This window comes from Parabacteroides hominis (assembly GCF_014287585.1).
GTDB classification, from domain to species: domain Bacteria; phylum Bacteroidota; class Bacteroidia; order Bacteroidales; family Tannerellaceae; genus Parabacteroides; species Parabacteroides hominis.
In genome coordinates, this window is record NZ_JACOOJ010000007.1 from 14,618 (window position 1) to 40,520 (window position 25,903).

The following is a 25,903-nucleotide window of genomic DNA, read 5'->3' on the forward strand; positions in this document are numbered from 1 at the left end:
ATGTACAGATTCCAGACATTCATATTAGTAAGCCTCTTTTCGATAATCTGTTTATCGATAGCCGGATGTAGGGCTCATTCGAAGAAGGAACATTACGTCGTAGTCCTGTCTATGGATGGTTTTCGTTCGGATTACCCGTCGCATGCCCATACACCGACGCTCGATTCATTGGCTCGCGTTGGTGTGAAGGCGGCTTTTCGTCCCAGTTTCCCGAGTGTGACTTTTCCGAACCATTACAGTATGGCGACTGGTTTGCATCCGGATCATCACGGATTGGTGAACAATTTCTTTTATGCTCCCGATCTGGATAGCGTCTATATGATGGGGAATCCGAATCCTGCCTTTTTCGGTGGAGAACCGATCTGGAACACGGCGGAAAGGCAGGGTGTCCGAACCGCCTCCTTCTATTGGGTCGGTAGCGAATATCCGATACAGGGACGCCAGCCTTCCATCTGGAAACCGTTCGATAAGAATGTACCTTTTTCGGACCGGGCGGATTCGGTGATCGCCTGGTTGCAACTGCCTGAGAAAGTTCGTCCGCATCTGATCATGTGGTATATGGAAGAACCGGACGGGATCGGGCATAGGGCAACCCCCGATTCGGCTGCAACACTTTCAATGGTTGAACATTTGGACCGTATATTAGGCGACTTCTTTGCTAAAGCCCGTAAACTGGATATTTTTGACCAGATCGACTTTATCGTCCTGTCCGATCATGGCATGGCGACTTATTATCCGGAGAATTATGTGAACCTGAATGACTATCTGCCTCGTGACAGTTTCGATTATGTCTTCGACGGAGTGCCGACTTTGCTTTATCCGAAACCGACTTATACGGATAGTGCTTATGCAATCCTGAAGCGCGTACCTCATGTAACGGCTTGGAAAAAGAACGAGATTCCGGAAAAGTTCGTGTATGGGCAGAACCCGCGTATAGGTGATTTGTTCGTATTACCGGATATCGGGACGTATCTGCAATTCCGTCCCGAGTCGCGTCCTATATTTGCGGCTACACATGGATATGATAATTTTGCCCCGGAGATGGAGGCTATCTTCTATGCGGCAGGGCCTTCCTTCAAGCAGAATGCGGAACTGCCGGTTATGGCGAATGTCAATTTATATCTGATAATTGCCCGCTTGCTGGATTTGCAGCCGGCTCCCAATGACGGGGATAGTGCGGTCGTTTCAACATTGTTCAGAAAACCGGAATAAAGGGATTTATTCCTGATGTCGTAGTATCTGCCGTCCGGAAGAGGGCGGCAGATACTGCAAACATCCTAACCGTTTAGAAATAGCAATTCATTCCCGGAGAGAACGCCAATTGGCTACTGGCACTTTTTATTTCGATTTTGTTTTCCCTTGCCAGCCATCCGATCGCCGACCACAGATCAGCTTCCGTTAAAGCGGTTGCCTTTTTCAACTCCTCAAAACTCCAACACCCACCATCTAACAATAAATTGCAGATTGCTCCGGCATTTAATCCGATAGTCCCTTTATTCATGATAAACTCCATTTTATGTTATATGTTATGTAAAATATAAACAACATGAAGGTGGCAAAAGATTTGTAAGCAACATGATTTTTATAGAGTTTTAAACTCTCATAAGAGGTTTTTGAATTAAATGGATAGTAAAAAGAAAAGCTCGCAGAATTCTGCGAGCTTTCAGTAGTGCGTCCGGGGGTCGAACCCGAGTTTCCGCCGTGAGAGGGCGGCGTCCTGGACCACTAGACGAATGCACCGGATAGTCCTTGTTTGACGTTGCGAAATTAGTAAATATTTTATTCCGGTGTATCATTTGGGGGAATTTTTTTGAAGAAAATGTTTATCCCCTGTCATTTTGATACGGATTTCTTCGTTTCTCCCCTAAAAGGCGTTAAAAGAGGCATCAAATTCGTTTGTATTTCATTTGCGTTCAAGTTTATTTATTCTACCTTTGCCTTCTGTTATTGAACAATATACTATTGAACAATTACTAATACCAGTATTAAAATAACTAATATTATGGCAGAATTAAAAGAAAAACTTTTCTCAGAATTCGCACCCGTGTCTACTGAAGAGTGGATGGCGAAGATTACGGCCGACCTGAAAGGGGTTCCGTTTGAGAAAAAGCTTGTTTGGAAGACAGGCGAAGGATTTAATGTGAATCCTTTCTATCGTGCAGAAGACATCGAAGGTTTGAAGACTACCGAGTCTCTTCCCGGTGAATTTCCTTACGTTCGCGGAACAAAGAAGGACAACGATTGGAAGGTACGCCAGAACATCGAAGTTACCTGTTTCAAAGGTGCTAATGAAAAAGCTCTTGACATCCTGAACAAAGGTGTTACTTCTCTTGGCTTTATTATCAAAGGAAGCGACGTAAACGCCGAAAACATCGCTACCTTGCTCGACGGAATTTGTCCTGGAAGTGTAGAACTGAATTTCAATACTTGCAACTGCAAGGCTGAAATGCTGATCGGTATCCTTGCCGACTACTTCAAAGGCAGAGGCGTAGACCTGGAAAAATGCAAAGGTTCTGTAAACTACGATCCGTTCAAGAAACCATTGGTAAAAGGTAAGGAAAATGAAAACTGGGTGGAAGCTGCCGCCGCTGTGCTCAAAGCGGGTGCTGCTCTGCCGGGTTACAAAGTATTGGCTGTGAATGCCTTCTACTTCAACAATGCTGGCGCTTATATCTCTCAGGAGTTAGGATATGCATTGGCTTGGGGGAACGAACTGTTGGCTAAACTGACCGAAGCCGGACTCGATGCTACGGAAGTCGCCAAGAAAATCAAATTCAATTTCGGTATCAGTTCCAACTACTTCATGGAAATCGCCAAGTTCCGTGCTGCTCGTTGGTTGTGGGCTGAAATCGTTGCTGCTTACAATCCTGCTTGCCAGTGTGCTTGCAAAATGCATGTTCATGCACAGACTTCGGAATGGAACATGACTGTTTATGATGCTCACGTAAACTTGTTGCGTTCACAGACGGAAGCTATGTCTGCCGCTCTTGCCGGTGTCGATTCGATCACTGTCCGTCCGTTCGATAAGACCTATCAGACTCCGGACGACTTCTCCGAACGTATTGCCCGCAACCAGCAGTTGCTGTTGAAGGAAGAATGTCATTTGGATAAGGTTGTCGATCCTTCTGCCGGTTCTTATTATGTGGAAGTTTTGACGAACTCCCTGGCAGATGTAGCCTGGAAGTTGTTCTTGGAAGTGGAAGATAAAGGCGGTTTTGGTGCGGAAGTCGCTTCCGGTGAAATCCAGAAAGCTGTTAACGCATCCAATGAAGCTCGTAAGAAAGCTGTTGCTACCCGTCGTGAAATCCTGTTAGGAACCAACCAGTTCCCGAACTTCAACGAAGTGGCTGCCGAAAAGATCCAGAACGAAGCTGCCGGTTGCTGCTGTGGCGGCGGTCACGATTGTGGCGAAGCGGCTGTTACGGCTCTTGACTTCTCTCGCGGTGCTTCCGAATTTGAAGCTTTGCGTCTGGCAACGGAAAAGAGCGGCAAGACTCCGAAAGTATTCATGCTGACGATCGGCAACCTGGCTATGCGTCTGGCCCGTTCTCAGTTCTCAAGCAACTTCTTTGCTTGTGCAGGATATAAGGTAATTGATAACTTAGGTTTCGATACGGTTGAAGCGGGTGTGGAAGCCGCTGTTGAGGCTGGTGCTGAAATCGTGGTTCTTTGCTCAAGCGATGATGAATATGCAGAATTGGCTCCTGCTGCTTACAAGGCTTTGGCCGGAAGAGCAGAATTTGTTGTAGCCGGTATGCCTGCTTGCATGGAAGACCTGAAAGCAGTGGGTATCGATCAATATGTAAATGTAAAGAGCAACGTGCTTGAAACATTGAAAGCTTTCAACGTAAAATTAGGAATCGCTTAAGTAGAAACAATTATGAGACCAAATTTTAAAAACATAGATATAAAGAATGCCGGTTTTGCAGCTACTAACGCTGCCGAATGGGCAAAAGCCAATGGCATCGAAGCCAATTGGAAAACACCTGAGCACATCGAGGTGAAACCCGTATATACTAAAGAAGACCTGGAAGGTATGGAACACCTGAACTATGCTTCCGGTCTGCCTCCTTATCTGCGTGGTCCGTATAGCGGTATGTACGCTATGCGTCCCTGGACGATCCGCCAGTATGCAGGTTTCTCTACTGCCGAAGAGTCCAACGCATTCTATCGCCGTAACCTGGCTTCCGGCCAGAAAGGTTTGTCTGTCGCTTTCGACCTTCCGACACACCGTGGTTACGATGCCGACAACGAACGTGTGGTAGGTGACGTCGGTAAAGCCGGTGTATCTATCTGTTCGCTGGAAAACATGAAAGTTTTGTTTGCAGGTATTCCTTTGAACAAGATGTCTGTTTCCATGACAATGAACGGTGGTGTTCTTCCCGTATTGGCATTCTATATCAATGCCGGTTTGGAACAAGGCGCTAAGTTGGAAGAAATGGCCGGTACGATCCAGAACGATATCCTGAAAGAGTTCATGGTGCGTAATACCTATATCTACCCGCCCGAATTCTCCATGCGTATCATCGCCGATATCTTCGAATATACTTCTCAGAAGATGCCGAAGTTCAACTCCATCTCCATCTCCGGCTACCACATGCAGGAAGCAGGTGCGACAGCCGATATCGAAATGGCTTATACGCTTTGCGACGGTCTTGAATATCTTCGTGCCGGTGTGAACGCAGGTATCGATATCGATGCTTTCGCTCCGCGTCTGTCTTTCTTCTGGGCGATCGGTGTCAACCACTTCATGGAAATCGCCAAGATGCGTGCCGCACGTATGTTGTGGGCTAAGATCGTGAAGAGTTTCGGTGCCAAGAATCCGAAATCTTTAGCGCTGCGTACTCACTGCCAGACTTCAGGTTGGTCACTGACCGAACAGGATCCGTTCAACAACGTAGGCCGTACTTGTATCGAGGCTATGGCTGCCGCTCTGGGTCACACACAGTCTCTGCATACGAACGCGTTGGACGAAGCTATCGCATTGCCGACAGACTTCTCTGCACGTATCGCCCGTAACACTCAGATTTATATCCAGGAAGAAACGAAGATCTGTAAGGAAATCGACCCGTGGGCCGGTTCTTACTATGTAGAATCTTTGACAAACGAACTGGTTCATAAAGGTTGGGCTTTGATCCAGGAAATCGAAAGCATGGGCGGTATGGCGAAAGCTATCGAAACCGGTCTGCCTAAGATGCGTATCGAAGAAGCTGCTGCCCGTACGCAGGCTCGTATCGACTCCGGCATCCAGACAATCGTAGGTGTTAACAAATACCGTCTGCCGAAGGAAGATCCGATCGATATCCTTGAAATCGATAATACAGCCGTTCGTAACGAGCAGATCGAGTTGTTGAAAGAGTTGCGTGCTAACCGTGACGAAGAGGCCGTACAGAAAGCGTTGGCCGACATCACGGAATGCGTTCGTACGAAGAAAGGCAACTTGCTGGAACTGGCTGTCAAAGCTGCCGGCTTGCGTGCATCACTGGGAGAAATCTCCGATGCCTGCGAAGTTGTAGTAGGTCGTTATAAAGCAATCATCAGAACTATATCAGGCGTGTATTCATCAGAAACAAAGAAAGATGCAGACTTCCAGAAGGCTTGTGAGCTGACTGCCGAGTTTGCAAAGAAAGAAGGTCGCCAGCCGCGTATCATGATCGCTAAGATGGGTCAGGACGGACACGACCGTGGTGCTAAAGTTGTAGCTACAGGTTATGCTGACTGTGGTTTCGACGTGGATATGGGACCGTTGTTCCAGACTCCGGCCGAAGCTGCCCGCCAAGCTGTAGAAAACGACGTTCACGTAATGGGTGTTTCTTCTTTGGCTGCCGGACACAAGACTTTGGTTCCGCAGGTTATCGAAGAACTGAAGAAGTTAGGACGTGAAGATATCATTGTGATCGCCGGTGGCGTTATCCCTGCACAGGATTATGACTTCCTGTACAAAGCTGGTGTTGCCGCCATCTTCGGTCCTGGAACTTCCGTAGCGAAAGCCGCTGTCCAGATTCTGGAAATACTGTTAGGCGAATAATAGGAAAGGATCTTTCCATCAGATAAAAGAGCCAGGCAATTTATGTTGCCTGGTTTTTTTTGTATGTTGAGTGTGCAGCTTCCGCCTTGTTCCGCAGGTTCTCTTTTGCTCTGCTTCCGCAGGTTCTCTTTTGCCGTCTGCTTCAGCAGACGGTTTAAAAGATTCAGAGGCAAAGCCTCTTCCTCTGTGGACTTCAGTCCCTTTCATCTATTGTATCAATCATCTATCCGTCTGCTTCAGCAGACGGCAAAAGAGAGCCTACGGCACGCCTCCATATTATACACCGGTAAATCATCATTTCTGATTCAAATCTGCCAAGATATGAGTCTGATAGACGCAAATATAATTTTGACGCGGATTTCGCGAATAACGCGGATAAGAAATATGTATCAGGTGTTTAATTCGCGTTATCCGCGAAATCCGCGTCAAAAAATCCTGTTTATTTATTTTAATCTGCGTCTATCAGACTCAAACCTCGTATGTGAAGTTGTTCCTATAGATGCCTGTCGCTTCCCGAAAAGGTCGGTATCGGTTGCCGGATAGATGCCTACCTTTTTCCTGCTACCCTATAGGCTTTTCCCGGACAGGCTAAAGGCTGTATTTTTTAGCCTATAACCTATATTTTATGGGACAGGAACCAATCAGATCACTTATATGACAAAAACAGAAAACAGGGTTCACGGCGGTAAAAGGCTAATGGGCAGCGATTTGTTGTGAAGGCTGTGAAACCTGTTTACGATCATCCAATCCTATCGATCGATCCCATCTTTTTTTATCTTGCATTCACAGGGTTCACGGCAACTTGCTGATCTACAGAGTCCCCCGAATAGTGTGAACCCTAATTAAATAAAATAACCAGGGGGTATTTAGAGGATAATCTAAGAAAAACTGAACCTATATTTTAGGCATGGATTCCCTTAGTTTCCAATAAACAAAGAAAAATGAGAAAAAATGAAAATAATAGTCAAGAATGTGAATGTTTTTTCTGCTTTGATTGGTCTTGGTTGCTCTCTTTTTGTGATTTATATGGTGATTCATGAGGCCGTAATTGTTGAGTTTGTGTATTTTTGTGGCTTAAATAGTTTGGATATAACAATGAAACAGAAGTTTGTTTTAGAGAAAAAGGCATTTGCCGTCCTCATGGGATTGCTGGCTGTCCTTTTATTTGTACCGTCTTGTACGACGGATGATAAGGTTCCGGATCTCTCCGACGAGGGTACGAATGATTGGATCTATAAGGTCATGACAAATCACTATTTATGGAACGAGGATGTGCCCGACAAAGGAAACTTGAACTTCTCACAATCTCCTGACAAGTTCTTCGAATCATTGTTGTCTGACCAGGATGGTGTAAAGTACGAAGACAGATGGCTCACTTTCTCCCGGATAGAGAAAAAGAAAGAGGAGACGAAGTCTGTTACGGCTGCCGATTCGTATGGTTTTGAGTTTGCATCATATAAAGACGGCAGCTTTTATTATGCCTGGGTTTTATATGTATTGCCCGGCTCTCCTGCTGCCGAGGCCGGACTGAAACGTGGCGACTGGATTATCGCTGTCGGCAGTGAGACTCCGAACGTGACAAACACGTCTGCTTTTTATAGTGGAAGTGAGACCACTTTTTTATTGGCTGATGCGGTAAGGAAAAATTATGAGGTCACTTTCCATAATAGAAAAACTATTTCGATTGCAGCTTCCCGCGCAGTGGAAGACACACCTTTCCTGAAAGATTCTGTTTATACGATCAATGGCAAGAAGATCGGTTATCTGGTTTATAACAGTTTTTCTTCCGGTCCGGACGATGAAAGTACAGCTTATGACGACCGTATGAAACAAGTCTTTGCCGGGTTTAAGACTGAAAATGTGAGCGAATTTGTATTGGATTTGCGATATAACCAGGGAGGTTTGGTTACGTGTGCACAGCTTATGACCTCTCTTTTAGCTCCGGCCGATGCTTTGGGAAAAACATTTTGCATCATGGAGCATAACGAAAAGCAATCTAAAAGCAATGAAACACTGCTGTTGAAAAAGAATGCCGAATTAGGGAATGCCAACCTGGACTTGAAACGCATTTACGTGCTGACCGGAAGTGTGACCGCATCTGCTTCGGAGGCCGTGATCAACTGCCTGATCCCTTACCTTACCCGTAGTAATATCACGATTATCGGTGAAAAAACGGTTGGCAAGCGGGTTGGCAGCAATACTTTCGGGACTAAGGAGGAATATGGCTGGCTGTTGCATCCGATTACATTGCGCATTTATAATGCCGATCACAAGGCCGACTATGCAAACGGTTTTGAACCGGACGTGAAGATAAAAGAACTTGTTGTAGGAAATGAATTATTGCCTTTCGGAGATATGAACGAGATGCTGCTTAACGAAGCACTCTCGCGGATAACCGGATTGAAGAGCCAGCCGGAGCGTGCGGAAAGCGAAGGTCGTGTCTTGCTCGCTCCGTCGTCTTTCGAGAGAAGGAAAATAAAAGGCCTTATCTTCGAATCTGAAAGATAAGACCTCTTACGGACTTATAACTGAAGATCATCTGCCAGCTTGTCCAACCAAGCTGGCATTTTATTTAAATAAGTACTTCGTTCGGTCAGGAAGTTCGGAGCGAAGAGATGTATCTGCAAGTCTTTGCATTTATCCTGCAAATTCTCTTCCACCGGATAGTAACTGGCGAGCACGGCCTGCGAGATGTCGCCTCCGTAGGTTTCCCGAACTGCATCTATCTTGTAAATATCGTTTTGCGTGACATTGCCGGATTTGCATTCGATAAAGATCAGTTTCTGCTGGTTGTTCAACAAAACGTCGACCTCGTTTTTCGGATGCGTGTCTTTCTCGTTTGTCTGGAAAATGACGCTGCGCCATACTTCGGGCGAGTTTTCCCGTTGCATGCTCCAGTTACGGACCTGGTTGGCGACCAGCGTTTCCCACCAACGTCCTTCAAAATAGAGCTGGGTCGCATTGCTTTGGTGGAGGCGGAGCAAAACATATTCCCTTAAAGTGACCAGGATAGAGCCGTTCCTTTGTTTGAACCGCAGGTTGTTGGCAAAGATTTTGGAGGTCGGCAGGCGGTTGAGCTGACGCTTGCAGAAAATACTGAAGAACTTTTGGATGCGGGCATGCTCCTGCGGATACTGTTCGATGAATTGTTTGATGCGCATGGAGGCTTTGACATCTTCATTGCTTAGTTCTTTTGCATCGTGATAAGCAGTGAGGGTATTCCCGCTCAGGCTGAGAATCTCGTCATTGTTGAGTGTCGTTTGTAACGGATGGTTTTCAAAACGGCTGAGGTGGACGACTTCTCCGTGTTGCGTCAGATAGAAAGCATCGGCTTCCGATTCTTTGGCAACGACGAAAGCGGCAAATGCCATGACCTTTGTCCCTTCGGAAAGGTTATAGATAAATTCCCCCTGATACTTCTGGTGGATCTGGCGGCAAACTTCGATCACGCTATTCCCGTTGTAAGGTTCTGTCTTGTAGCGGTTGCACCGGATGGTTGGTGGCAACAGCGGGTACATGGGCGTTTCGATATGATCGGTGGCATCTGTGTAGAGCAGGTGAATATGGTCTGCACCGAACTCTTTGATGCCGTGATAGACCGAAGTTATGTCTTTTCCAAGTAGTATTATCTGGTGTTTCATTTGTTTTATTTTTGATATACTTACAAAGATACTTTTCTCTTCCGGCAAAAGCTCATATTTTATCCTTATTTTTGTTCCGGTATCAACTAATTGCATTATGGAAATGATAAATTGTTTTATTCCGTTCCTCTCTTTACCCCAAGCCAGGCAAACCGTAAGAGCGTTGAGGCTGTGTGACCGGGTAAAGAATATCTACCTGTTGGCAACGGAAAAGGTTCCCGGTGCGGTCGAGGGCTGTGAGATGCTGATGATCGATTCGCCGACCAGTTCCGCCACTTTCAGGACGATCGCTTTACATGCAGATACGGCCTATACATTATTATATACTAAATATACGGCTTTCGAACCGGGACAGTTCGCCTTCGAACGCCTGTTGGCTATTGCCGGCGATACGAATGCCGGAATGCTCTATGCAGATCGTTACCAGGTAAAAGACGGGAACTATAAACCGGCTCCTGTCATAGACTATCAGAAGGGAAGCCTGCGTGATGATTTTGATTTCGGTTCCCTCTTGTTCTTCCGTTCATCTGTCTTGAAGCAGGCGGTCCGGGCAATGGATGCCGATTACCGTTTCGCCGGGTTGTATGACCTTCGCCTTCGTGTGTCGGAGCTGGCCGAACTGGTTCATGTCAATGAATATTTGTACTCGGAGGCGGAGCCGGATACCCGCAAGAGCGGAGAGAAGCTGTTCGATTATGTCGATCCGAAGAACCGGGCGGTGCAGATCGAGATGGAGTCTGCTTGTACGGCCTACCTGAAACGGATCGGCGGTTATCTTGCCCCTGACTTTGAACCGATAGCTTTCGATGCCGGTGGTTTCGAGCAGGAAGCATCCGTCATCATCCCGGTCCGTAACCGCATCCGTACGATAGAAGATGCCATCCGCTCCGTGCTGGCACAGAAAACGACCTTCCGTTTTAACCTGATCATTGTGGACAACCATTCGACAGACGGGACTTCCGAAGCAATCGGAAAATATACCGCTGACGAACGTGTGATCCATTTGGTCCCGGAACGTTCCGATCTGGGGATTGGCGGCTGCTGGAACTTGGGGGTGCATCATCCGGCTTGCGGTAAATTTGCCGTCCAGCTCGATAGTGACGATGTGTATAGCGGTCCTGATACGTTGCAGAAGATCGTGAATGCTTTTTACGAACAGAACTGTGCGATGGTTGTCGGAACCTATCGGATGACTGATTTCAAGATGAACGAAATACCGCCCGGCATCATCGACCATCGGGAATGGACGCCTGAAAACGGACGTAACAACGCGCTTCGTATTAACGGTTTAGGTGCTCCCCGTGCATTTTATACACCTGTGCTCCGGGAAATCAACCTTCCGAATACCAGCTATGGAGAAGATTATGCTTTGGGGCTGCGTATCTCCCGCACCTGGCAGATCGGGCGCATCTACGATGTCCTTTACCTCTGCCGTCGCTGGGAAGATAATTCGGATGCCGCGCTCGACGTCGTGAAAATGAACGGGCATAATACGTACAAAGACCGCATCCGTACCTGGGAATTGCAGGCGCGGATCGCCTTGAACGCTCATTCGTCCAGGTGATAGACCACGAATGGGTCGTCATGGTAATAGGTCGTCATGACCAGCGTGCTCGCTTTTGGGTCTATGACATTGTAGACGCAAAAGTCATGCAGTTTGTATCGTTTGACCGGATTTCCGTTCCAGTCGTATTTTTCGAGATACATATAGTTGTTGCCTTTCGTGTTTTCAGCCGCTACAACGTAAGGACTTCGTCCTGAGTGGGTGACATAGACATAATCGCGGGTCGGCAGCACTTGCATATAATGGGTGACGTTTGCGTCCAGTCCGTCCCTGACAGTCAGTGTCTTTTCGTCGAACTCGGATTGCTCGAAGTTGAGCGTCCGGACAGTTTTAGCCTCCATGTCCATGAACTTGATGATCTTGGTGTATTTATAGGCGTAGACCATCCGGTCGCGTCCGGGATTGGTGCATAGCGCTCCTGTCGTCGGTATGCCTTTGCCTTGTTGCAGGCGCAGATTATACAGCTTTTCCCGTTTAATCGAATCATTCTCCAAGGAGACACGGTAGATGTTGCTGCCCATTTGGTAGACGATTGCTTTCTCTCCCGCCGGATAAGCATGTTCGACATAATCCCAGACCGAGTGCCGGTCGAATGTTTTCTTAATAAAATGAACTTCCAGATGAGAGTCGAGGCCATAAAGGTTGCCGTTATATCCGTCCAGCATATAGCAAAGATAGGCCGGATCAAAAGATTCTACAGCGACCGGCAGCATAAACTCATCCGGCCCGTTTCCCCGGTCACCGATTGTTTTCACGTGAGTAAGCGAAGGATAGCGGAAGACATAAAACGGTGCATCCTTGCAACCCATAATCAAAAGGCTGTCCTTGATCAGCATAGTCGGTTCGACCGGCTTGAAGATGAAAGTATCCGGTTCCTCGATATGCGTCCCCGTCAGTTCCGCCTCTTCGGAAAATGCCTCTTTTCCTTTGAGGAACACTTCTCCGGCTTCCAAAGGCGGAAGTTCCGGGATTACTTCGACGGCGACGGTGTCTGTCGGCGGCATCTCGTTTTCAACTCCGGCAGTCGTGTTTTGCTTTCCGCCGCAAGCCGACAGGCTTAAGATAACCAAAAAAGAAAAGAAGAATAGGTGTTTCATGGCAATTGAGTTATCGTTTGTTCAAAGATATACATTTTTCGGTGAATGTTTTCTTCTTTGTCTTTTCTTTCTTTCTTCCGTATCTGTTATCCGTTTGTCCGGTATGAATTAGTGAAAAGATACTTATGCATAAATCGTTCGCTGGCCGGTGAACGATCGTCCGCCGGCCAGTGAACGATCGACCGCCAGCCAGCGAACGATCGTTCGCCGTCCAGCGGACAACTTACGGATAAGATCTTTCGGGCTAATTTCTAAGGAACAGTTCGGTAATTCTTTCTTATTAACCGGATAAAAGTATGTGACCTGTTTTTTTTCACTACATTTGTGTTGCGGGAAAAGTAGCTGACAACCGTGAAAACACGATGCTTATGAATGATTTGGAACAACAAATAGACTTGCTTCTTCTCTGCCAAAAGCAGGATTGGAAACTGGCAAGGGAGAATTATGCCTCTTTGGCTAATGTGCAGACGCGCTATTTTCAGGATGATTACAGGACAACGATTCTTCAGTTTAACCCGGAACGGATTCGTTCTTCCGCCGCTAAGATCGACAAGGCATCCTTGCAGGCGCGTCCCTGTTTTTTCTGCCATCGGCCGGAAGAGCAAAAAGGAGTGACGTATAACGATGCGTTTGAAATACTGGTCAATCCTTATCCTATTTTCGAAGACCATCTGACCGTTCCCCTGCGTTGGCACGAAAGGCAACAGATAAAACCTTATTACGGGGATATGCTGGACATCGTTTCGGATTTATCCGACTATGCCTTGTTCTATAATGGTCCGAAATGCGGTGCTTCCGCTCCGGACCATATGCATTTCCAGGCTGGGAAGAAAGAGGGATTTCCGGTTGTGAGAAATTGGCTGAACTTCTCGAAACAGGTCGCCTGGGAAAGTGAACGGACGGGTTTCTATGCTTCTGTCGATCGCCTTCCGGTCTGTTTTATCCTTGTGTCGAGAGATAAAGGTGAGGCGGCGGCTGTTTTCGAGTTGTTATACGATGTGATGCCGGTTAAACCGGATGACTACGAACCGATGATGAACCTGCTGGTCTGGCGGGAGGATGATGTGTGGATTACGTGTATCTTCCCCCGGCGGGAATTGCGTCCTTCCTGCTATTATGCCGAAGGGGATGCCAATATCCTGATCAGCCCGGCAACGGTCGAGATGGCCGGCCTGTTTGTCGTCCCTTTGGAAAAGGACTTTAAGAAAGTGACATTTGCAGACTTGGAAAAGGTCTGGAAGGAGGTAAGTATTACGGAGGAAGAGAAGAATCAGCTCATCCGGAAAATAAGAGAAGAAGCATGAAACCACATAAGCCTTTGTCTGATAAACCGTCTGTTCGGTCTCCCTGGTTCTGGGTTCCTTCCCTGTATTTTGCGCAGGGAATACCTTATGTCGCGGTGATGATCGTGTCTGTCCTGATGTATAAGCGCCTGGGAGTTTCAAATACCGATATTGCCCTTTATACGAGTTGGCTGAATCTGCCCTGGGTGATCAAACCTTTTTGGAGCCCTTTTGTGGATTTGCTGAAGACCAAACGTTGGTGGGTGGTCACGATGCAGTTGTTGATCGGAGCCGGACTTGCCGGAGTCGCGTTTACGATCCCGACGACATTCTTTTTCCAGGCTTCGTTGGCCGTCTTCTGGTTGCTGGCTTTTAGCTCCGCCACGCATGATATTGCGGCGGACGGTTTTTATATGTTAGCCCTCGATTCGCATGGACAGGCTTTCTTTGTCGGCATCCGGAGTACCTTTTACCGGATTGCGATTATTGCCGGGCAGGGTGTATTGGTCATGTTTGCCGGATTCTTGGAGAACAGTACGGGGAATATTCCGCTTGCCTGGTCTGTTACGTTCTTTATTTTGGGCGGGCTGTTTTTAGCTTTGTTCCTGTATCACCGGTATATACTTCCTTTCCCGAAAGGGGATAAGCCTTCTGCAACGGTGACTCCTTCCACGATCTTAAAAGAGTTTTTCGCAACTTTCGCCTCTTTTTTCAAAAAGAGACAAGCCTTTGTCGCGATCCTGTTCATGCTGTTGTACCGTTTCCCGGAAGCCCAGTTGGCTAAATTGGTAACGCCTTTCCTGGTCGATCCCCGCGAAGTGGGAGGTTTGGGGCTTTCGACGACTGAAATCGGGCTGGTGTACGGGACGATCGGAACGATCGGTTTGACATTGGGCGGGATATTGGGAGGTATCGCCGCTTCGGCGGGAGGATTGAAGAAATGGATCTGGCCGATGGCGTTGGCGATTTCCCTGCCTGACGCTGTCTTTATCTATTTGAGCAGTGCGTTGCCTGATAATTTATGGATCGTCAACATTTGCGTATTTATCGAACAGTTCGGGTACGGCTTCGGTTTCACGGCCTATATGTTGTATCTGATCTATTATTCCGATGGAGAACATAAGACGGCACATTATGCGATCTGTACGGCTTTTATGGCTTTGGGCCTGATGCTTCCCGGAATGGCTGCCGGCTGGTTGCAGGAACAGTTGGGGTACGAGAACTTCTTTTGGTGGGTGATGGGATGTTGCCTGGTAACATTGCTTGTCACGGCCTGCCTGAAGATCGATCCCGAATTTGGGAAAAAGAAGAAACAAGGAGATAACTAAATATATTATGGTGGCGAAAACGATATTGATAGCGGATGGCGGCTCTACGAAAACGGATTGGACTATCGTGGCCGGCAATCAGGAAATAGACCGGATCAAGACACGGGGGATTAATCCTTTTTTCCAGACGGAAGAAGAGATCTCGGCTGAAATAAGGGACAACCTGATTCCCCGGATAAAGAAATATGATTCTATCGAGGCCGTTTACTTTTATGGCGCCGGATGTGCATTCCCGGAAAAGAACGAGATTTTACGCCGCTCTGTCACGCACTATCTGCCGGTTCCGGTGGAGGTCGGCAGCGACTTGCTGGCAGCCGCCCGCGCCCTTTGTGGCCACAGCCCCGGCATTGCCTGTATTTTGGGGACTGGTTCCAATTCCTGCCTGTATGACGGAAAGGACATTGTCAATAACATATCGCCGTTAGGTTTTATCTTAGGAGATGAAGGGAGTGGGGCCGTGCTTGGAAAATTGCTGGTCGGGGATGTGTTGAAGAACCAGTTGCCGGTAGCCTTGCAAGAGGTTTTCTTTGCGGAGTCCGGCCTGACGCCGGCTATCATTATGGAAAAGGTTTATAAGCAACCTTTCCCGAATCGCTTCCTGGCAAGTTTATCTCCTTTTTTGCTCCGGCATATAGAAGAGCCGGCCATATATAATCTGGTGAGTAATAGTTTCCGGGCGTTCTTTGCCCGCAATGTCATGCAGTATGATTGCCGGGATCATCCTGTCCATCTGATAGGCTCCATAGCCTGGTATTATCAGGCTATATTGAAAGATGTAGCTCGTGAGTTCGGGCTTCGGTTAGGTACGATCGTTCAAAGTCCGGTCCAAGGTCTGGTCCGGTATCACAGTGTTTTATAAATAATAAATTATCTAATTCAGTTTTTATCATGAAAAAATCTTTATTCTTATTCTGTTTGCTTCTGGGGATGTTGGGAAATTGTGCGTTGGTGTTGGCACAACCAGCTCAGAAATTGATCAATGTAGTAGTTTCGCCTGATCGTGCCGATTGGAAGTGCAAGGCGAAAGAAGAAGTGAAGTTTACGGTACAGGTTTTCAGGAATGAGAATTTGTTGAAAGATGTTGTTGTGGATTATGAGTTGGGACCGGAATGTTTTCCGACGGTTGTAAAGAAGGACATTCGTTTGGCGGATGGAAAAACGACGCTGAAAGCGAAGATGGCTGAACCCGGATTCCTGCGTTGCAAGGTAACGGCAAAGGTCGACGGACGTAAGTACGAAGGAATGGCAACCGTCGCCGTAGATGAAAGTAAAATCCTGCCGACAACCGCTGATCCCTCAGATTTCGATGTCTTTTGGAGAAAGGCTATTGCGGAAGCCCGCAAGCAACCGCTCGATCCCAAGATGACTTTGCTACCGGAAAGATGCACTTCCACACAGAATGTTTATCATGTCAGCTTCCAGAATGAACGCCCCGGTTCCCGTATGTATGGCATTCTGATTGTTCCGAAGAAATCCGGTAAATATCCGGCAATCCTCCAGGTTCCCGGAGCAGGTGTGAAGCCTATTTACGGGTTTAACCTGGGAGAAAATGTTATAACATTGGATCTTGGAATACACGGCATTCCCGTAACCATGCCTCAGGAAGTCTATTCGAATCTGGCTGCCGGGGCATTGAACGGATATAATGCGGTGAACAAGAATAATCGCGATACACATTATTATAAACGTGTCTATCTCGGTTGCGTGCGGGCTGTGGACTTCCTCTATTCTTTGCCTGAGTTTGACGGAAATACGGTCGGTGTGACCGGTGGGAGCCAGGGAGGAGCCTTGTCTATTGTCACGGCTGGATTGGACCCGCGTATTAAGTTCCTCGCTGCTTTCTATCCGGCTTTGTGCGATTATGCCGGTTATTTGCATAAACGTGCGGGAGGCTGGCCGCATTATTACCGGAATGCACAGCCTGTAGCAAACGAAGTGGAAACGCTTGCTTACTTCGATGTCGTGAATTTTGCCCGCCGGGTGAACGCTCCGGGCTGGTATAGCTGGGGATATAATGATGTGACTTGTCCGCCGACCTCCATGTATTCGGCCTACAATGTTATTCCGGGAGCGAAGGATTTGCGTCTTTACCTCGAAACCGGTCACTGGACGTATCCGGAACAGCAGTCGGAGCGTATTGAATGGCTGAAAGATAAATGCGGGAAGTAAATACGCTTCCCGGTTAATAATAACACAGGTATGTCGAAATTAAAGTATTTTTTAGTTGGATTGTTAGTTATGGCAATTACATCGTGTATGCAAAAGGAGAGTGAGTTGTTTTTGTTTGTCGGATCGTATGCGGATGCAGCGGATTCAGGCATAAATCTGTATCGGTTCGATATGGAGAAAGGGACTGCTGTGCCGGTGAAGAGCTTGTCGGGCATTCAGGATCCCTCTTATCTGGCAGTGAGCCGGGATGGCAAGTTTGTCTATTCGGTAAGTGAAACCGCTGTGCCGGACGCAAAAGTATGCGCCTATTCGTTTGACAAACATACCGGGACGCTTTCTTTGCTGAACCAGCAGAAGACGGATGGGAGCGCTCCCTGCTATATCTGGGTGGACAGTAAACGCCGGATGGCTGTCACGGCCAACTACAACGGCGGAAGCATAAGCGTTTTCCCGATCTCGGCCGATGGCACTCTGCAACCGGCTAAAGTATATGCGTATGAAGGAGGAACACCGGGCTCCGAACGCCAGGCAGTCCCGCATCTGCATTGCGTGTACGCCTCGCCGGACGAGAGCTGTTTGTATGCCAACGATTTGGGAACGGACCGGATTTATAAATACGATATCATCGCTTCCGATAAGGGCTTGAGTCTGCGGGAAGGAACGCCTGCTTCTTTTAGTTTGCCGGCAGGAGAAGGACCGCGCCATACGGTTTTCCATCCGAACGGAAAATGGGCTTACCTGATCAGCGAGCTTTCGGGCCGCGTCGCTTTCATGCATTACGACAAAGGCAACCTGACCCCGGTTCAGTTTGTAGAAGCCGACACGTTGCATGTCTCCGGCAGTGCCGATATACAGATCACACCCGACGGCCGTTTCCTGTATGCCTCCAACCGTCTGAAAGGCGACGGCCTCGCGATCTTCTCTGTCGATCCGGCAGACGGGCAACTGACAAAGGTCGGCTATCAGCCGACCGGCACTCATCCGCGTAATTTTGTCATCACCCCCAACGGCAAGTTCCTGCTTTGCGCCTGTCGGGATAGTAATGTCGTGCAGGTTTACGAAATAGACAAGCAAAGCGGCTTATTGAGAGATACGGGAAAAGACATCCGGGTAAGCAAGCCCGTTTGCCTGAAGTTCACTGACATGTGAATGTGATATTTTTTAGTAGCTTTGCACCTGCAAATTGTAATAAGCTATGTCATTCATCAAGATAACAGAACAGGATTCTCTCTATAACGGCCTGGAACGGAAGTCCGTCCGGGAGCTGCTCGAAGATATCAATACGGAAGATCAGAAAGTGGCGTTGGCTGTCCGAAGGACAATCCCCAAAATAGAAGAATTGGTTTTGCAGATCGTTCCCCGCATGAAGCAGGGCGGACGGATCTTTTATCTGGGAGCCGGGACCAGCGGACGGTTGGGGGTTTTGGACGCTTCCGAAATCCCCCCGACGTTCGGGATGCCTTCCACACTGATTATCGGCTTGATAGCCGGCGGCGATACCGCCCTCCGGAATCCGGTGGAGAATGCTGAAGACGATGAGGAACGCGGCTGGCAGGAATTGTTGGAGCACGAGGTCAATACGAAGGACACCGTGATCGGTATTGCCGCTTCCGGGACGACTCCCTATGTGATCGGTGCCCTTCGCAAAGCGCGTGAACAGGGCATCCTGACCGCCTCCATTTCCAGCAATCCCGATTCGCCGATGGCGATGGAGGCCGATGTTGCAATCGAAATGATTGTCGGGCCGGAGTTTGTCACCGGCAGTTCCCGTATGAAATCCGGCACGGGGCAGAAAATGATCCTGAACATGATCTCCACCTCCGTTATGATCCGACTGGGTAGGGTTAAAGGAAACCGGATGGTCAATATGCAACTCACCAATCAGAAACTTATAGACCGTGGAACCCGCATGGTTGCCGAGGAATTGAATCTTCCCTATAACCAATCCCGCCATCTGCTGTTGATGTACGGCTCCGTTCAGGAAGCTGTCGAGGCTTATCGCAAAGATTAACGGGTCTGGAGTCGGTTTCAGCTTTTTTCTGTAAGAAGATGAGAAATATATGGAAAATATCTTTATATTTGTCCCATGCATTGTTCCTGCTTCGCAATCTGCGGAAAAGGATTAAAAGGGAATCGGGTGCAAATCCCGGACAGTCCCGCTGCTGTAAGCTTCAAAACGGATTGGGCAATTCTTTTATGCCACTGACGCGAGTTGGGAAGGCGCTCATACCGGAAGTAAGTCAGAAGACCTGCAACGCATATTTTTTCGACGGCTTCGAGGAAAGGCCGGAAGAGAACAGTGAAGCCGCAGGCTTTTGCCTTTCTTAATTCCCGTTTCCCGTAGCCTATTGTACTTGTTTTTAATTATTTTGCCATAATAATTAGGAAAAGAGGCATGAATCTGCGTGCGGGATGAGCTCCGCCCCCCGGTTCATGCTTTCTAATATTATCGGATCAATCTGTTTTTGTGGGCGAAAGTTCCTACTCCGTCCATAGGAAAATAACTGTTGGAAGTCGGTTGAAATTCGACTTAGGCAACACTTAGACGGTGATATTTGTTTATTATAGGAAAAGTGCGTTTATTTGTAACTCGTATTAACTAATTAAAGAAAAAGTATGAAGAAGATTGTAGGGCTTATATTGTTGGCAGTGATGGCGTTGATTGCCGTGCCTGCGAAATCCCAGATTAAGTTCGGTATAAAAGGCGGTTTGAACATTTCGTCTGTCCATTTCAATAAAGATATTGTCGGAAAGGATAATGTGACCGGCTTTAATATCGGTCCGATGGTGGAAGTGATGGCTCCGGTAATGGGAGTCGGTTTTGATGCGGCTATCCTGTATTCGCAAAAAGGGATAGGCGTGAAGAGCGAGAAAGACATTAAGAATGACTATATCGATGTTCCGGTTAACCTGAAATGGAAATTCGGTTTGCCTATTATCAAAGGATATCTGGCTGCCGGTCCGTATGTCGGTTTCCGTGTGGGCGGCGATAAGTTCTGGGATATTCCGGGATCGGTCGGAGACCAGTTGAAGGCAAAAAGTTTCAATGCCGGTTTGAATCTCGGCGCCGGCGTGGAACTGATCAAACATTTGCAGGTCGGTTTCAATTATGCCCTCGGCTTGACGGATGATTATAGCGCATCCAAGTTGGAATTGAACGGTAAGAACCGGGGGTGGTCGATTACGGCTGCTATCCTGTTCTAAAAGAAATAAAGAAAATAAGCGATCAGATAAACGGAGGCCGGGCTTTAGCAGTCCGGCCTTTTTTGTTACTTTTGGCATCGCTATGAACATTGGTTCGTATAAAGAAAGATAAGAATGAAGTACGCAGACGTTATACTCCCGCTTCCGTTAGAGAACAGCTATACCTATAGCATACCGCCCGATCTGGAACAGGCGGTGACACCCGGTTGCCGGGTGATCGTTCATTTCGGAAAGAAGCGTTATTATACGGCTATCGTCATGGATGTGCACGAGCGTGGGGCCGATAGTCAGTACGAGACGAAGGAGATTTATGCCTTGCTGGACGCCACGCCTGTCCTCCGCCGTCCGCAACTTCGTTTCTGGAGATGGATCGCATCCTATTACCTGTGTAAATTGGGTGATGTCTATAAGGCCGCTTTGCCTTCCGGTCTGAAACTGGAGAGCGAAACGGCTGTCACCTATAATGAAGAGTTCGAAGCCGACGGCCCTTTGCGGCCGAATGAGCAAGTTGTGCTGGATGCCTTTACCGGTGTCTTGAAACTGACGGTTTCCGAACTGGAGAAGAAAACCGGGCTACGGAATGTCGTGCCAGTTGTCGCCTCCCTGATGGCTAAAGGTGCGGTCGAGGTGAGCGAGGAACTGAAACGGGGCTTTGTGCCGAAGATGCAGACCTTTATACGTCTTGCCGAGGCGTATAAAGATGAAGAAAAACTACAGGCTGTATTTGCAGACTTCAAGCGGGCGAAGAAGCAGGAGCACTTGCTGATCTGTTTCCTGGAGCTTAGCCATGCACTTAATCCGGTATTGGTGCGCGAATTGTCGAAGAAGGAATTGTTGGAGAGCAGCGGTTGTTCTCCGGCTATACTGGACGGCTTGTTGAAGCGGGGCGTGTTGGAAAGTTATGAGAAAGAGGTGGGAAGGTTGCAGGTTCCGGTTTGTCGTCTACAGCCCCTTAACCCTTTAAGTGCGGCGCAGGAGAAAGCTTACGGGGAGATACATGATATCTTCCGGGAGAAAGAAGTCTGCTTGTTGCACGGTGTTACTTCCAGTGGAAAGACGGAAGTCTACATTCGGCTGATCGACGAGGTGCTGAAGATGGGACGCCAGGTTTTGTATATGCTGCCTGAAATCGCCATCACCACCCAGATCACGGAACGGCTTGCCAAGTTGTTCGGCGATAAGCTGCTTGTCTATCATTCCAAGTTTTCCGATAACGAACGGGTGGAAGTCTGGAACCGTTTGTTGCATACGGGCGAGCCGATGCTGGTGTTAGGTGTCCGTTCCTCTTTGTTTTTGCCTTTCAAGGATTTAGGTTTGATTATTGTGGACGAGGAGCATGAGAATACCTATAAGCAGCAAGACCCGGCTCCTCGTTATCATGCCCGGAATGCGGCGTTGGTGCTGGCCGGTATGCATGGGGCGAAAACATTGTTGGGTTCTGCTACTCCCTCCATCGATTCTTATTTTAATGCCACTACCGGCAAATACGGTCTGGTGGAGCTGACTACCCGTTATGGCGACCAGTTGATGCCGGAAATACTGACAGTCGATATCAAGGAACTGAGACGTAAGAAGATCATGAAAGATACGCTCTTTTCGCCGGTCTTGGTGGAAAAGATAGGCGAGGCGTTAGGGAAGGGAGAGCAGGCGATTCTGTTCCAGAACCGCCGGGGATTCGCTCCGGTGATCGAATGCAAGAGTTGTGGTTGGGTTCCCCATTGCGTCAATTGCGATGTCAGCCTGACATATCATAAGTTCAGGGGTGAGTTGGTATGCCATTATTGCGGATATAAAATCCAGTTGCCTCACCAATGCCCGGAATGCCAAGGTGCGGACACGCAATCGGGCGGAAACGTACAATCGGGCGGGCCGTGTAGAGACGCACGGCCGTGCGTCTCTACGTTGCACACGATGGGGTTCGGGACCGAAATGGTGGAGGAGGAGATTGCCACCCTCTTCCCTTCTGCCAAGGTCGAGCGTCTGGATTTCGATACCGCCCGTACCCGTACGGCATACGAGCGGATCATCGCGGACTTTGAGAAAGGTAAAACGCAGATATTGATCGGAACCCAGATGCTATCGAAAGGCCTGGATTTCGGTAACGTCAGTGTGGTCGGTATCCTGAATGCCGACAGCCTGATGAACTTCCCGGATTTTCGAGCCCATGAACGCGCCTTCCAGTTGATGGTACAGGTGAGCGGCCGTGCCGGAAGGCGGGATAAGCGAGGGACGGTTGTCCTGCAAACGTCTCAGCCTGACCATCCGTTGATCCGGATGGTGGAACGTTTCGCCTATAAGGAGATGGTGCGTCTTCAATTGGGTGAGCGGAGCATGTTCCGTTATCCGCCTTACTACCGTTTGATCGTGATAGTCTTGCGTAGCCGGAATGATTCGATCCTGCAAGAACTATCGGCTTTATACGCCGAAAACCTGCGTCGCCGTCTGGGGGAACGTGTGCTTGGTCCGGTCACTCCGCCGATCACGCGTGTACAAACCCTTCATATCCGGAAAATTGTTTTAAAGATAGAGATTGCCGCCGCGATCGCTCCGGTACGTGAGATACTGGAATCGGTACACACCGAAATGCAACGCTACTTGCCGTTTAAGCAGTTGATCGTGCACTATGATGTAGATCCGGCTTGAGAGTCAATTGCCGGGGGATTAATCCTCCGGTAAAAGAATTGAAAATTGTAAATTAAGAATGATGGAAGAGAAGAAAGGAGAATATAAGATATTGTTTGTGTGTCTGGGGAATATTTGCCGGTCACCGTCGGCTGAGGCCGTGATGAAGAAGTTGGTTCATGATGCGGGGCTGGATGACCGGATCAAGGTCGATTCTGCCGGTATCATCGGATATCACGAAGGGGAAAAGGCTGATCCGCGTATGCGTTCGCATGCTGCCCGTAGGGGATATAAGTTGGATTCGATTTCCCGTCCGGTATGTACGGAAGACTTTTTCGACTTCGACCTGATCATCGGCATGGACAACCGCAACATAGACGATCTCAAACGCAAAGCCCCGGATCTGGAATCCGTGGAAAAGATACATCAGATGACGGAGTATTCCCGGAACAAGCTGTATGACTATGTCCCCGATCCGTACTATAGCGGAGCGGAAGGTTTCGAACTGGTCCTCGATCTGCTGGAGGATGCTTGTGCGGGGTTGCTGGAAGAACTTGTACCGCTTATTTCTTCAAATCCGGATAACTGATCCGCGTATGGTACATGATCTTCAGTTTTTCCACAAAGACATTCTTGACCGTTTCCACATCCTTGAACGTTAGCGGGGCGCCTCGCATCAGTCCGTCGGCGATCTGCCCGTCTATGATCTTGTCGACCAAGGCGCGTATGTTTTCTTCCGTGTGTTCTTTCAGGCTGCGGGAGGCTGCTTCGACGGAGTCGGCCATCATCAGGACGGCTGTCTCTTTCGAGAACGGGTTCGGGCCCGGATAGGTGAAAGCCTCTTCGTCTATCTCGCGGTCGGGATATTGGTTCTTGAAAGAGTTGTAGAAGTATTTGGCTTTTCCGCGTCCGTGATGGGTGCGGATAAAGTCGATGATAGCTTTTGGCAACATCGCTTTCTCGGCTATCTTGATGCCATCGTTCACATGGTTGATGATGATCCGTGCGCTTTGGTCGAACGATAGCTGGCTGTGCGGATTGATGCTGCTCTGGTTTTCGGTGAAGAACGCCGGATTCGCCATCTTACCGATATCATGGTACATGGCTCCTGTACGTACGAGCTGTGCGTTCGCTCCGATGGCGGCGGCGGCTTCCGATGCTAAGATCGACATCTGCAAGGAATGCTGGAAGGTTCCCGGAGATGTTTCGGACAGCCTTTTCAGGATCGGCGTGTTGATGTTGGAAAGCTCGACCAGCGTGATGCTGGACACATAGCCGAATGTCTTTTCTAACATATATACTAATATGTATGTAAACATCAGCAGGATGAAGTTGATGCCGAAATAGAGCATCATCATCCAGTTGATCTTCTTGAAGTCCGCTTCCTGGTAGATGGACAGGCTGATGTAGCAGAGCGCGTAAGACATGAAGATGAAGAAAGCGCAGCGGATCAGTTGCGAGCGTTCATATAAATCCCTCAGGCTGAATGTCACGACCATGCCGGCAATCACCTGGAGCAACAGGAACTCGTGCGGGAAAGGGACCATCAACGAGCAGATCAGCACGATGATCAGGTGTGTGAACAGTGCCGTGCGCGAGTCGAAGAACGTACGCACGACAATCGGCACGATGGCGAACGGAAGGATATAGACATTGAACAACCCGTACGTCACGCAAAGTTCCGTCAGAATACAACTTACGAATACGCATAATATCAGGAAAAGGGCGTTCTTCCTGTTGTGCAATATCTTGATCCGGAAAGACCAGAGGTAGAGCCAGAAACAGAAGAGGATGCCGAACACCAGCACGAACTGGCCGCCCATAATGATGCTTTGCCGTTGGGCGCCTCCGGACTTGGTCTCGTGTACGATCTTAAGGGAACGGAGCACGTTGTAAGTATGGTTGTCGATGATCTCGCCCCGGTCGACAATGCGTTCTCCCGCCTGTATCATGCCGTTGGCCAGCGGGACGCTGTTCAGGATATCTTCCTTGACTTTTTCCGACATTGTCTTGTCGTATGTGACATTTTCCACCAAATAGTTATTGATATCGCAAGATTGCAATATCGACTTGTCCAAGTAGGAGGGGCAATTGTTGATGATGAACTCATACGCCGTCTTGACCGTAAAGAACTCGCTGCTGTAGTGGGGCTGTGCGACGCTGCCCGCGAGCAGGTTGATGCGGGGATATTCCTCTTTTTTGAGTCCGTCCATGTCCTGGGGCGAAATGATACCGTCCCGGTATAGCTTTTGCAAGCTGTTTTCGATATATTGCATGTAGGCCGGAGTCGCCCGGTTCTTCAGCGTGCCCTGATAGTCGGCGCGGAGTTTGTCTATCTCTTTGGATTCGATTGTGGCATCCAGCCGGTAATAAGGCTCGAATTTCTTGAGGGCGCTGTCGCGTTCGGCTTGTACTTCCGCATCTGTCTTGTAGATCGGAAAGTCGCTCGGCGCGGTGAGCAACCCGTACCGCCAGGGTTTCCCTTCGTAGAACTGATAACGGAACTTCCCTTCCCTCGGAAAGAAGTAAGCAATAAGTAATGCGGCTACGATGAAATAGACGCTGGGGTGTATACTATAGTTCTTTGCTTTCATAATGTTCTGTTTTATTGATCATTTTTTAAATCCTGATTTATCAGCGAGCTAACAAACGAGGTTTGCTTCGTGGCTGTAGGCTCTCTTTTGCCGTCTGCTTCAGCAGACGGTTTAAAAGATTTAGAGGCAAAGCCTCTTCCTTTGTGGACTTCAGTCCCTTTCATCTATTGTGTTAAAAGGGGTTAAAAAACCACAGAGGAACCGGCAAAGCCGGAGCAATCATCTATCCGTCTGCTGAAGCAGACGGCAAAAGAGAACTTGCGGCACAAGGCGCAGTCTTGTCTGTTAGCTCACCGATAAATCATCATTTACTTCTTATAAAAAAGTACTGTTATGTATTGAAAGGCGAAATGTACATAAAAAAGTTTACTAA

At 48.3% G+C, this 25,903-nt stretch carries 18 protein-coding genes, 1 tRNA gene and 1 riboswitch; of the genes, 14 read left to right on the plus strand and 5 right to left on the minus strand.

Going from position 1 to position 25,903, the window contains the following annotated elements; all coding sequences use genetic code 11:
- Entirely contained in the window at positions 1–1,212 is a 1,212-nt protein-coding gene (locus H8S65_RS05660) for an alkaline phosphatase family protein (RefSeq protein ID WP_186929044.1), read from the plus strand.
- Between the two features lie 73 nt (positions 1,213–1,285).
- Here H8S65_RS05660 and H8S65_RS05665 read toward each other — a convergent pair whose 3' ends face one another.
- Together H8S65_RS05665 and H8S65_RS05670 are read right to left on the minus strand one after the other, a co-directional pair.
- A complete protein-coding gene (locus tag H8S65_RS05665) occupies positions 1,286–1,501 on the minus strand; it encodes a winged helix-turn-helix domain-containing protein (RefSeq protein WP_186929045.1) in 216 nt (71 codons plus the stop codon).
- A gap of 166 nt (positions 1,502–1,667) precedes the next feature.
- A tRNA-Glu gene (locus H8S65_RS05670) sits at positions 1,668–1,740 on the minus strand.
- 262 nt (positions 1,741–2,002) lie between these two features.
- Between H8S65_RS05670 and mutA the strand changes: the two genes are divergently transcribed.
- From mutA to H8S65_RS05685, 3 genes are all read left to right on the plus strand, one after another.
- Complete coding sequence (gene mutA / locus H8S65_RS05675) at positions 2,003–3,868, plus strand: methylmalonyl-CoA mutase small subunit (protein WP_186929046.1); 1,866 nt, start codon at positions 2,003–2,005, stop codon at positions 3,866–3,868.
- A 12-nt stretch (positions 3,869–3,880) separates the two neighbouring features.
- Complete coding sequence (scpA, locus tag H8S65_RS05680; RefSeq protein ID WP_008151473.1) at positions 3,881–6,028, plus strand: methylmalonyl-CoA mutase; 2,148 nt, start codon at positions 3,881–3,883, stop codon at positions 6,026–6,028.
- Between the two features lie 1,095 nt (positions 6,029–7,123).
- Entirely contained in the window at positions 7,124–8,536 is a 1,413-nt protein-coding gene (locus H8S65_RS05685) for a S41 family peptidase (RefSeq protein WP_186929047.1), read from the plus strand.
- Positions 8,537–8,550: 14 nt separating this feature from the next.
- On the opposite strand, the gene H8S65_RS05690 is transcribed toward H8S65_RS05685, so the two are convergent.
- Complete coding sequence (locus tag H8S65_RS05690) at positions 8,551–9,669, minus strand: Card1-like endonuclease domain-containing protein (protein WP_186929048.1); 1,119 nt, start codon at positions 9,667–9,669, stop codon at positions 8,551–8,553.
- A gap of 97 nt (positions 9,670–9,766) precedes the next feature.
- Here H8S65_RS05690 and H8S65_RS05695 point away from each other — a divergent pair, with 97 nt between their 5' ends.
- The gene (locus tag H8S65_RS05695) at positions 9,767–11,233 is read left to right on the plus strand and encodes a glycosyltransferase family 2 protein (protein ID WP_186929049.1); all 1,467 of its coding nucleotides are present in this window, start codon (positions 9,767–9,769) and stop codon (positions 11,231–11,233) included.
- Here the strand turns inward: H8S65_RS05695 and H8S65_RS05700 are convergent.
- On the minus strand, positions 11,218–12,330 hold the full coding sequence (locus H8S65_RS05700) for a TolB-like 6-bladed beta-propeller domain-containing protein (RefSeq protein WP_186929050.1): 1,113 nt from the start codon (positions 12,328–12,330) through the stop codon (positions 11,218–11,220). The genes H8S65_RS05695 and H8S65_RS05700 overlap by 16 nt on opposite strands.
- Before the next feature lie 368 nt (positions 12,331–12,698).
- Between H8S65_RS05700 and H8S65_RS05705 the strand changes: the two genes are divergently transcribed.
- The 9 genes from H8S65_RS05705 (at position 12,699) to H8S65_RS05745 (ending at position 23,525) form a co-directional block, all read left to right on the plus strand.
- The gene (locus tag H8S65_RS05705; protein ID WP_186929051.1) at positions 12,699–13,634 is read left to right on the plus strand and encodes a DUF4922 domain-containing protein; all 936 of its coding nucleotides are present in this window, start codon (positions 12,699–12,701) and stop codon (positions 13,632–13,634) included.
- Positions 13,631–14,941: an MFS transporter gene (locus H8S65_RS05710; RefSeq protein ID WP_186929052.1), complete on the plus strand. Its 1,311-nt coding sequence runs from the start codon at positions 13,631–13,633 to the stop codon at positions 14,939–14,941. Before H8S65_RS05705 ends, H8S65_RS05710 begins: the two co-directional genes overlap by 4 nt.
- Before the next feature lie 7 nt (positions 14,942–14,948).
- A complete protein-coding gene (locus H8S65_RS05715) occupies positions 14,949–15,800 on the plus strand; it encodes an ATPase (RefSeq protein WP_186929053.1) in 852 nt (283 codons plus the stop codon).
- Positions 15,801–15,829: 29 nt separating this feature from the next.
- Positions 15,830–17,110, plus strand: a complete 1,281-nt coding sequence (locus H8S65_RS05720; RefSeq protein WP_186929054.1) for an acetylxylan esterase — start codon at positions 15,830–15,832, stop codon at positions 17,108–17,110.
- A gap of 30 nt (positions 17,111–17,140) precedes the next feature.
- Positions 17,141–18,259 carry a lactonase family protein gene (locus tag H8S65_RS05725; RefSeq protein ID WP_186929055.1) on the plus strand — a complete coding sequence of 373 codons (1,119 nt, stop codon included), beginning with the start codon at positions 17,141–17,143 and terminating at the stop codon, positions 18,257–18,259.
- Between the two features lie 46 nt (positions 18,260–18,305).
- Entirely contained in the window at positions 18,306–19,121 is an 816-nt protein-coding gene (murQ, locus tag H8S65_RS05730; protein ID WP_186929056.1) for an N-acetylmuramic acid 6-phosphate etherase, read from the plus strand.
- A 63-nt stretch (positions 19,122–19,184) separates the two neighbouring features.
- Positions 19,185–19,381, plus strand: a riboswitch (cobalamin riboswitch).
- A 345-nt stretch (positions 19,382–19,726) separates the two neighbouring features.
- Positions 19,727–20,314: a porin family protein gene (locus tag H8S65_RS05735; protein WP_186929057.1), complete on the plus strand. Its 588-nt coding sequence runs from the start codon at positions 19,727–19,729 to the stop codon at positions 20,312–20,314.
- A 114-nt stretch (positions 20,315–20,428) separates the two neighbouring features.
- Complete coding sequence (gene priA / locus H8S65_RS05740; RefSeq protein WP_186929058.1) at positions 20,429–22,957, plus strand: replication restart helicase PriA; 2,529 nt, start codon at positions 20,429–20,431, stop codon at positions 22,955–22,957.
- Positions 22,958–23,015: 58 nt separating this feature from the next.
- Positions 23,016–23,525 (plus strand): low molecular weight protein-tyrosine-phosphatase, encoded by a 510-nt coding sequence (locus H8S65_RS05745; protein WP_186929059.1) that lies wholly within the window; start codon positions 23,016–23,018, stop codon positions 23,523–23,525.
- On the opposite strand, the gene H8S65_RS05750 is transcribed toward H8S65_RS05745, so the two are convergent.
- A complete protein-coding gene (locus tag H8S65_RS05750; protein ID WP_186929060.1) occupies positions 23,500–25,530 on the minus strand; it encodes an HD family phosphohydrolase in 2,031 nt (676 codons plus the stop codon). The two genes, H8S65_RS05745 and H8S65_RS05750, sit on opposite strands and share 26 nt — an antisense overlap.
- Positions 25,531–25,903: the final 373 nt, after the last annotated feature.

Coding starts and splice junctions, on each gene's coding strand:
- H8S65_RS05705 (WP_186929051.1), top strand. CDS start 12,699: ATGAATGATTTGGAACAACAAATAGACTTGCTTCTTCTCTGCCAAAAG.
- murQ (WP_186929056.1), top strand. CDS start 18,306: ATGTCATTCATCAAGATAACAGAACAGGATTCTCTCTATAACGGCCTG.
- scpA (WP_008151473.1), top strand. CDS start 3,881: ATGAGACCAAATTTTAAAAACATAGATATAAAGAATGCCGGTTTTGCA.
- H8S65_RS05710 (WP_186929052.1), top strand. CDS start 13,631: ATGAAACCACATAAGCCTTTGTCTGATAAACCGTCTGTTCGGTCTCCC.
- H8S65_RS05750 (WP_186929060.1), bottom strand. CDS start 25,530: ATGAAAGCAAAGAACTATAGTATACACCCCAGCGTCTATTTCATCGTA.
- H8S65_RS05720 (WP_186929054.1), top strand. CDS start 15,830: ATGAAAAAATCTTTATTCTTATTCTGTTTGCTTCTGGGGATGTTGGGA.
- H8S65_RS05745 (WP_186929059.1), top strand. CDS start 23,016: ATGATGGAAGAGAAGAAAGGAGAATATAAGATATTGTTTGTGTGTCTG.
- mutA (WP_186929046.1), top strand. CDS start 2,003: ATGGCAGAATTAAAAGAAAAACTTTTCTCAGAATTCGCACCCGTGTCT.
- H8S65_RS05735 (WP_186929057.1), top strand. CDS start 19,727: ATGAAGAAGATTGTAGGGCTTATATTGTTGGCAGTGATGGCGTTGATT.
- H8S65_RS05685 (WP_186929047.1), top strand. CDS start 7,124: ATGAAACAGAAGTTTGTTTTAGAGAAAAAGGCATTTGCCGTCCTCATG.
- priA (WP_186929058.1), top strand. CDS start 20,429: ATGAAGTACGCAGACGTTATACTCCCGCTTCCGTTAGAGAACAGCTAT.
- H8S65_RS05665 (WP_186929045.1), bottom strand. CDS start 1,501: ATGAATAAAGGGACTATCGGATTAAATGCCGGAGCAATCTGCAATTTA.
- H8S65_RS05660 (WP_186929044.1), top strand. CDS start 1: ATGTACAGATTCCAGACATTCATATTAGTAAGCCTCTTTTCGATAATC.
- H8S65_RS05690 (WP_186929048.1), bottom strand. CDS start 9,669: ATGAAACACCAGATAATACTACTTGGAAAAGACATAACTTCGGTCTAT.
- H8S65_RS05725 (WP_186929055.1), top strand. CDS start 17,141: ATGTCGAAATTAAAGTATTTTTTAGTTGGATTGTTAGTTATGGCAATT.
- H8S65_RS05700 (WP_186929050.1), bottom strand. CDS start 12,330: ATGAAACACCTATTCTTCTTTTCTTTTTTGGTTATCTTAAGCCTGTCG.
- H8S65_RS05695 (WP_186929049.1), top strand. CDS start 9,767: ATGGAAATGATAAATTGTTTTATTCCGTTCCTCTCTTTACCCCAAGCC.
- H8S65_RS05715 (WP_186929053.1), top strand. CDS start 14,949: ATGGTGGCGAAAACGATATTGATAGCGGATGGCGGCTCTACGAAAACG.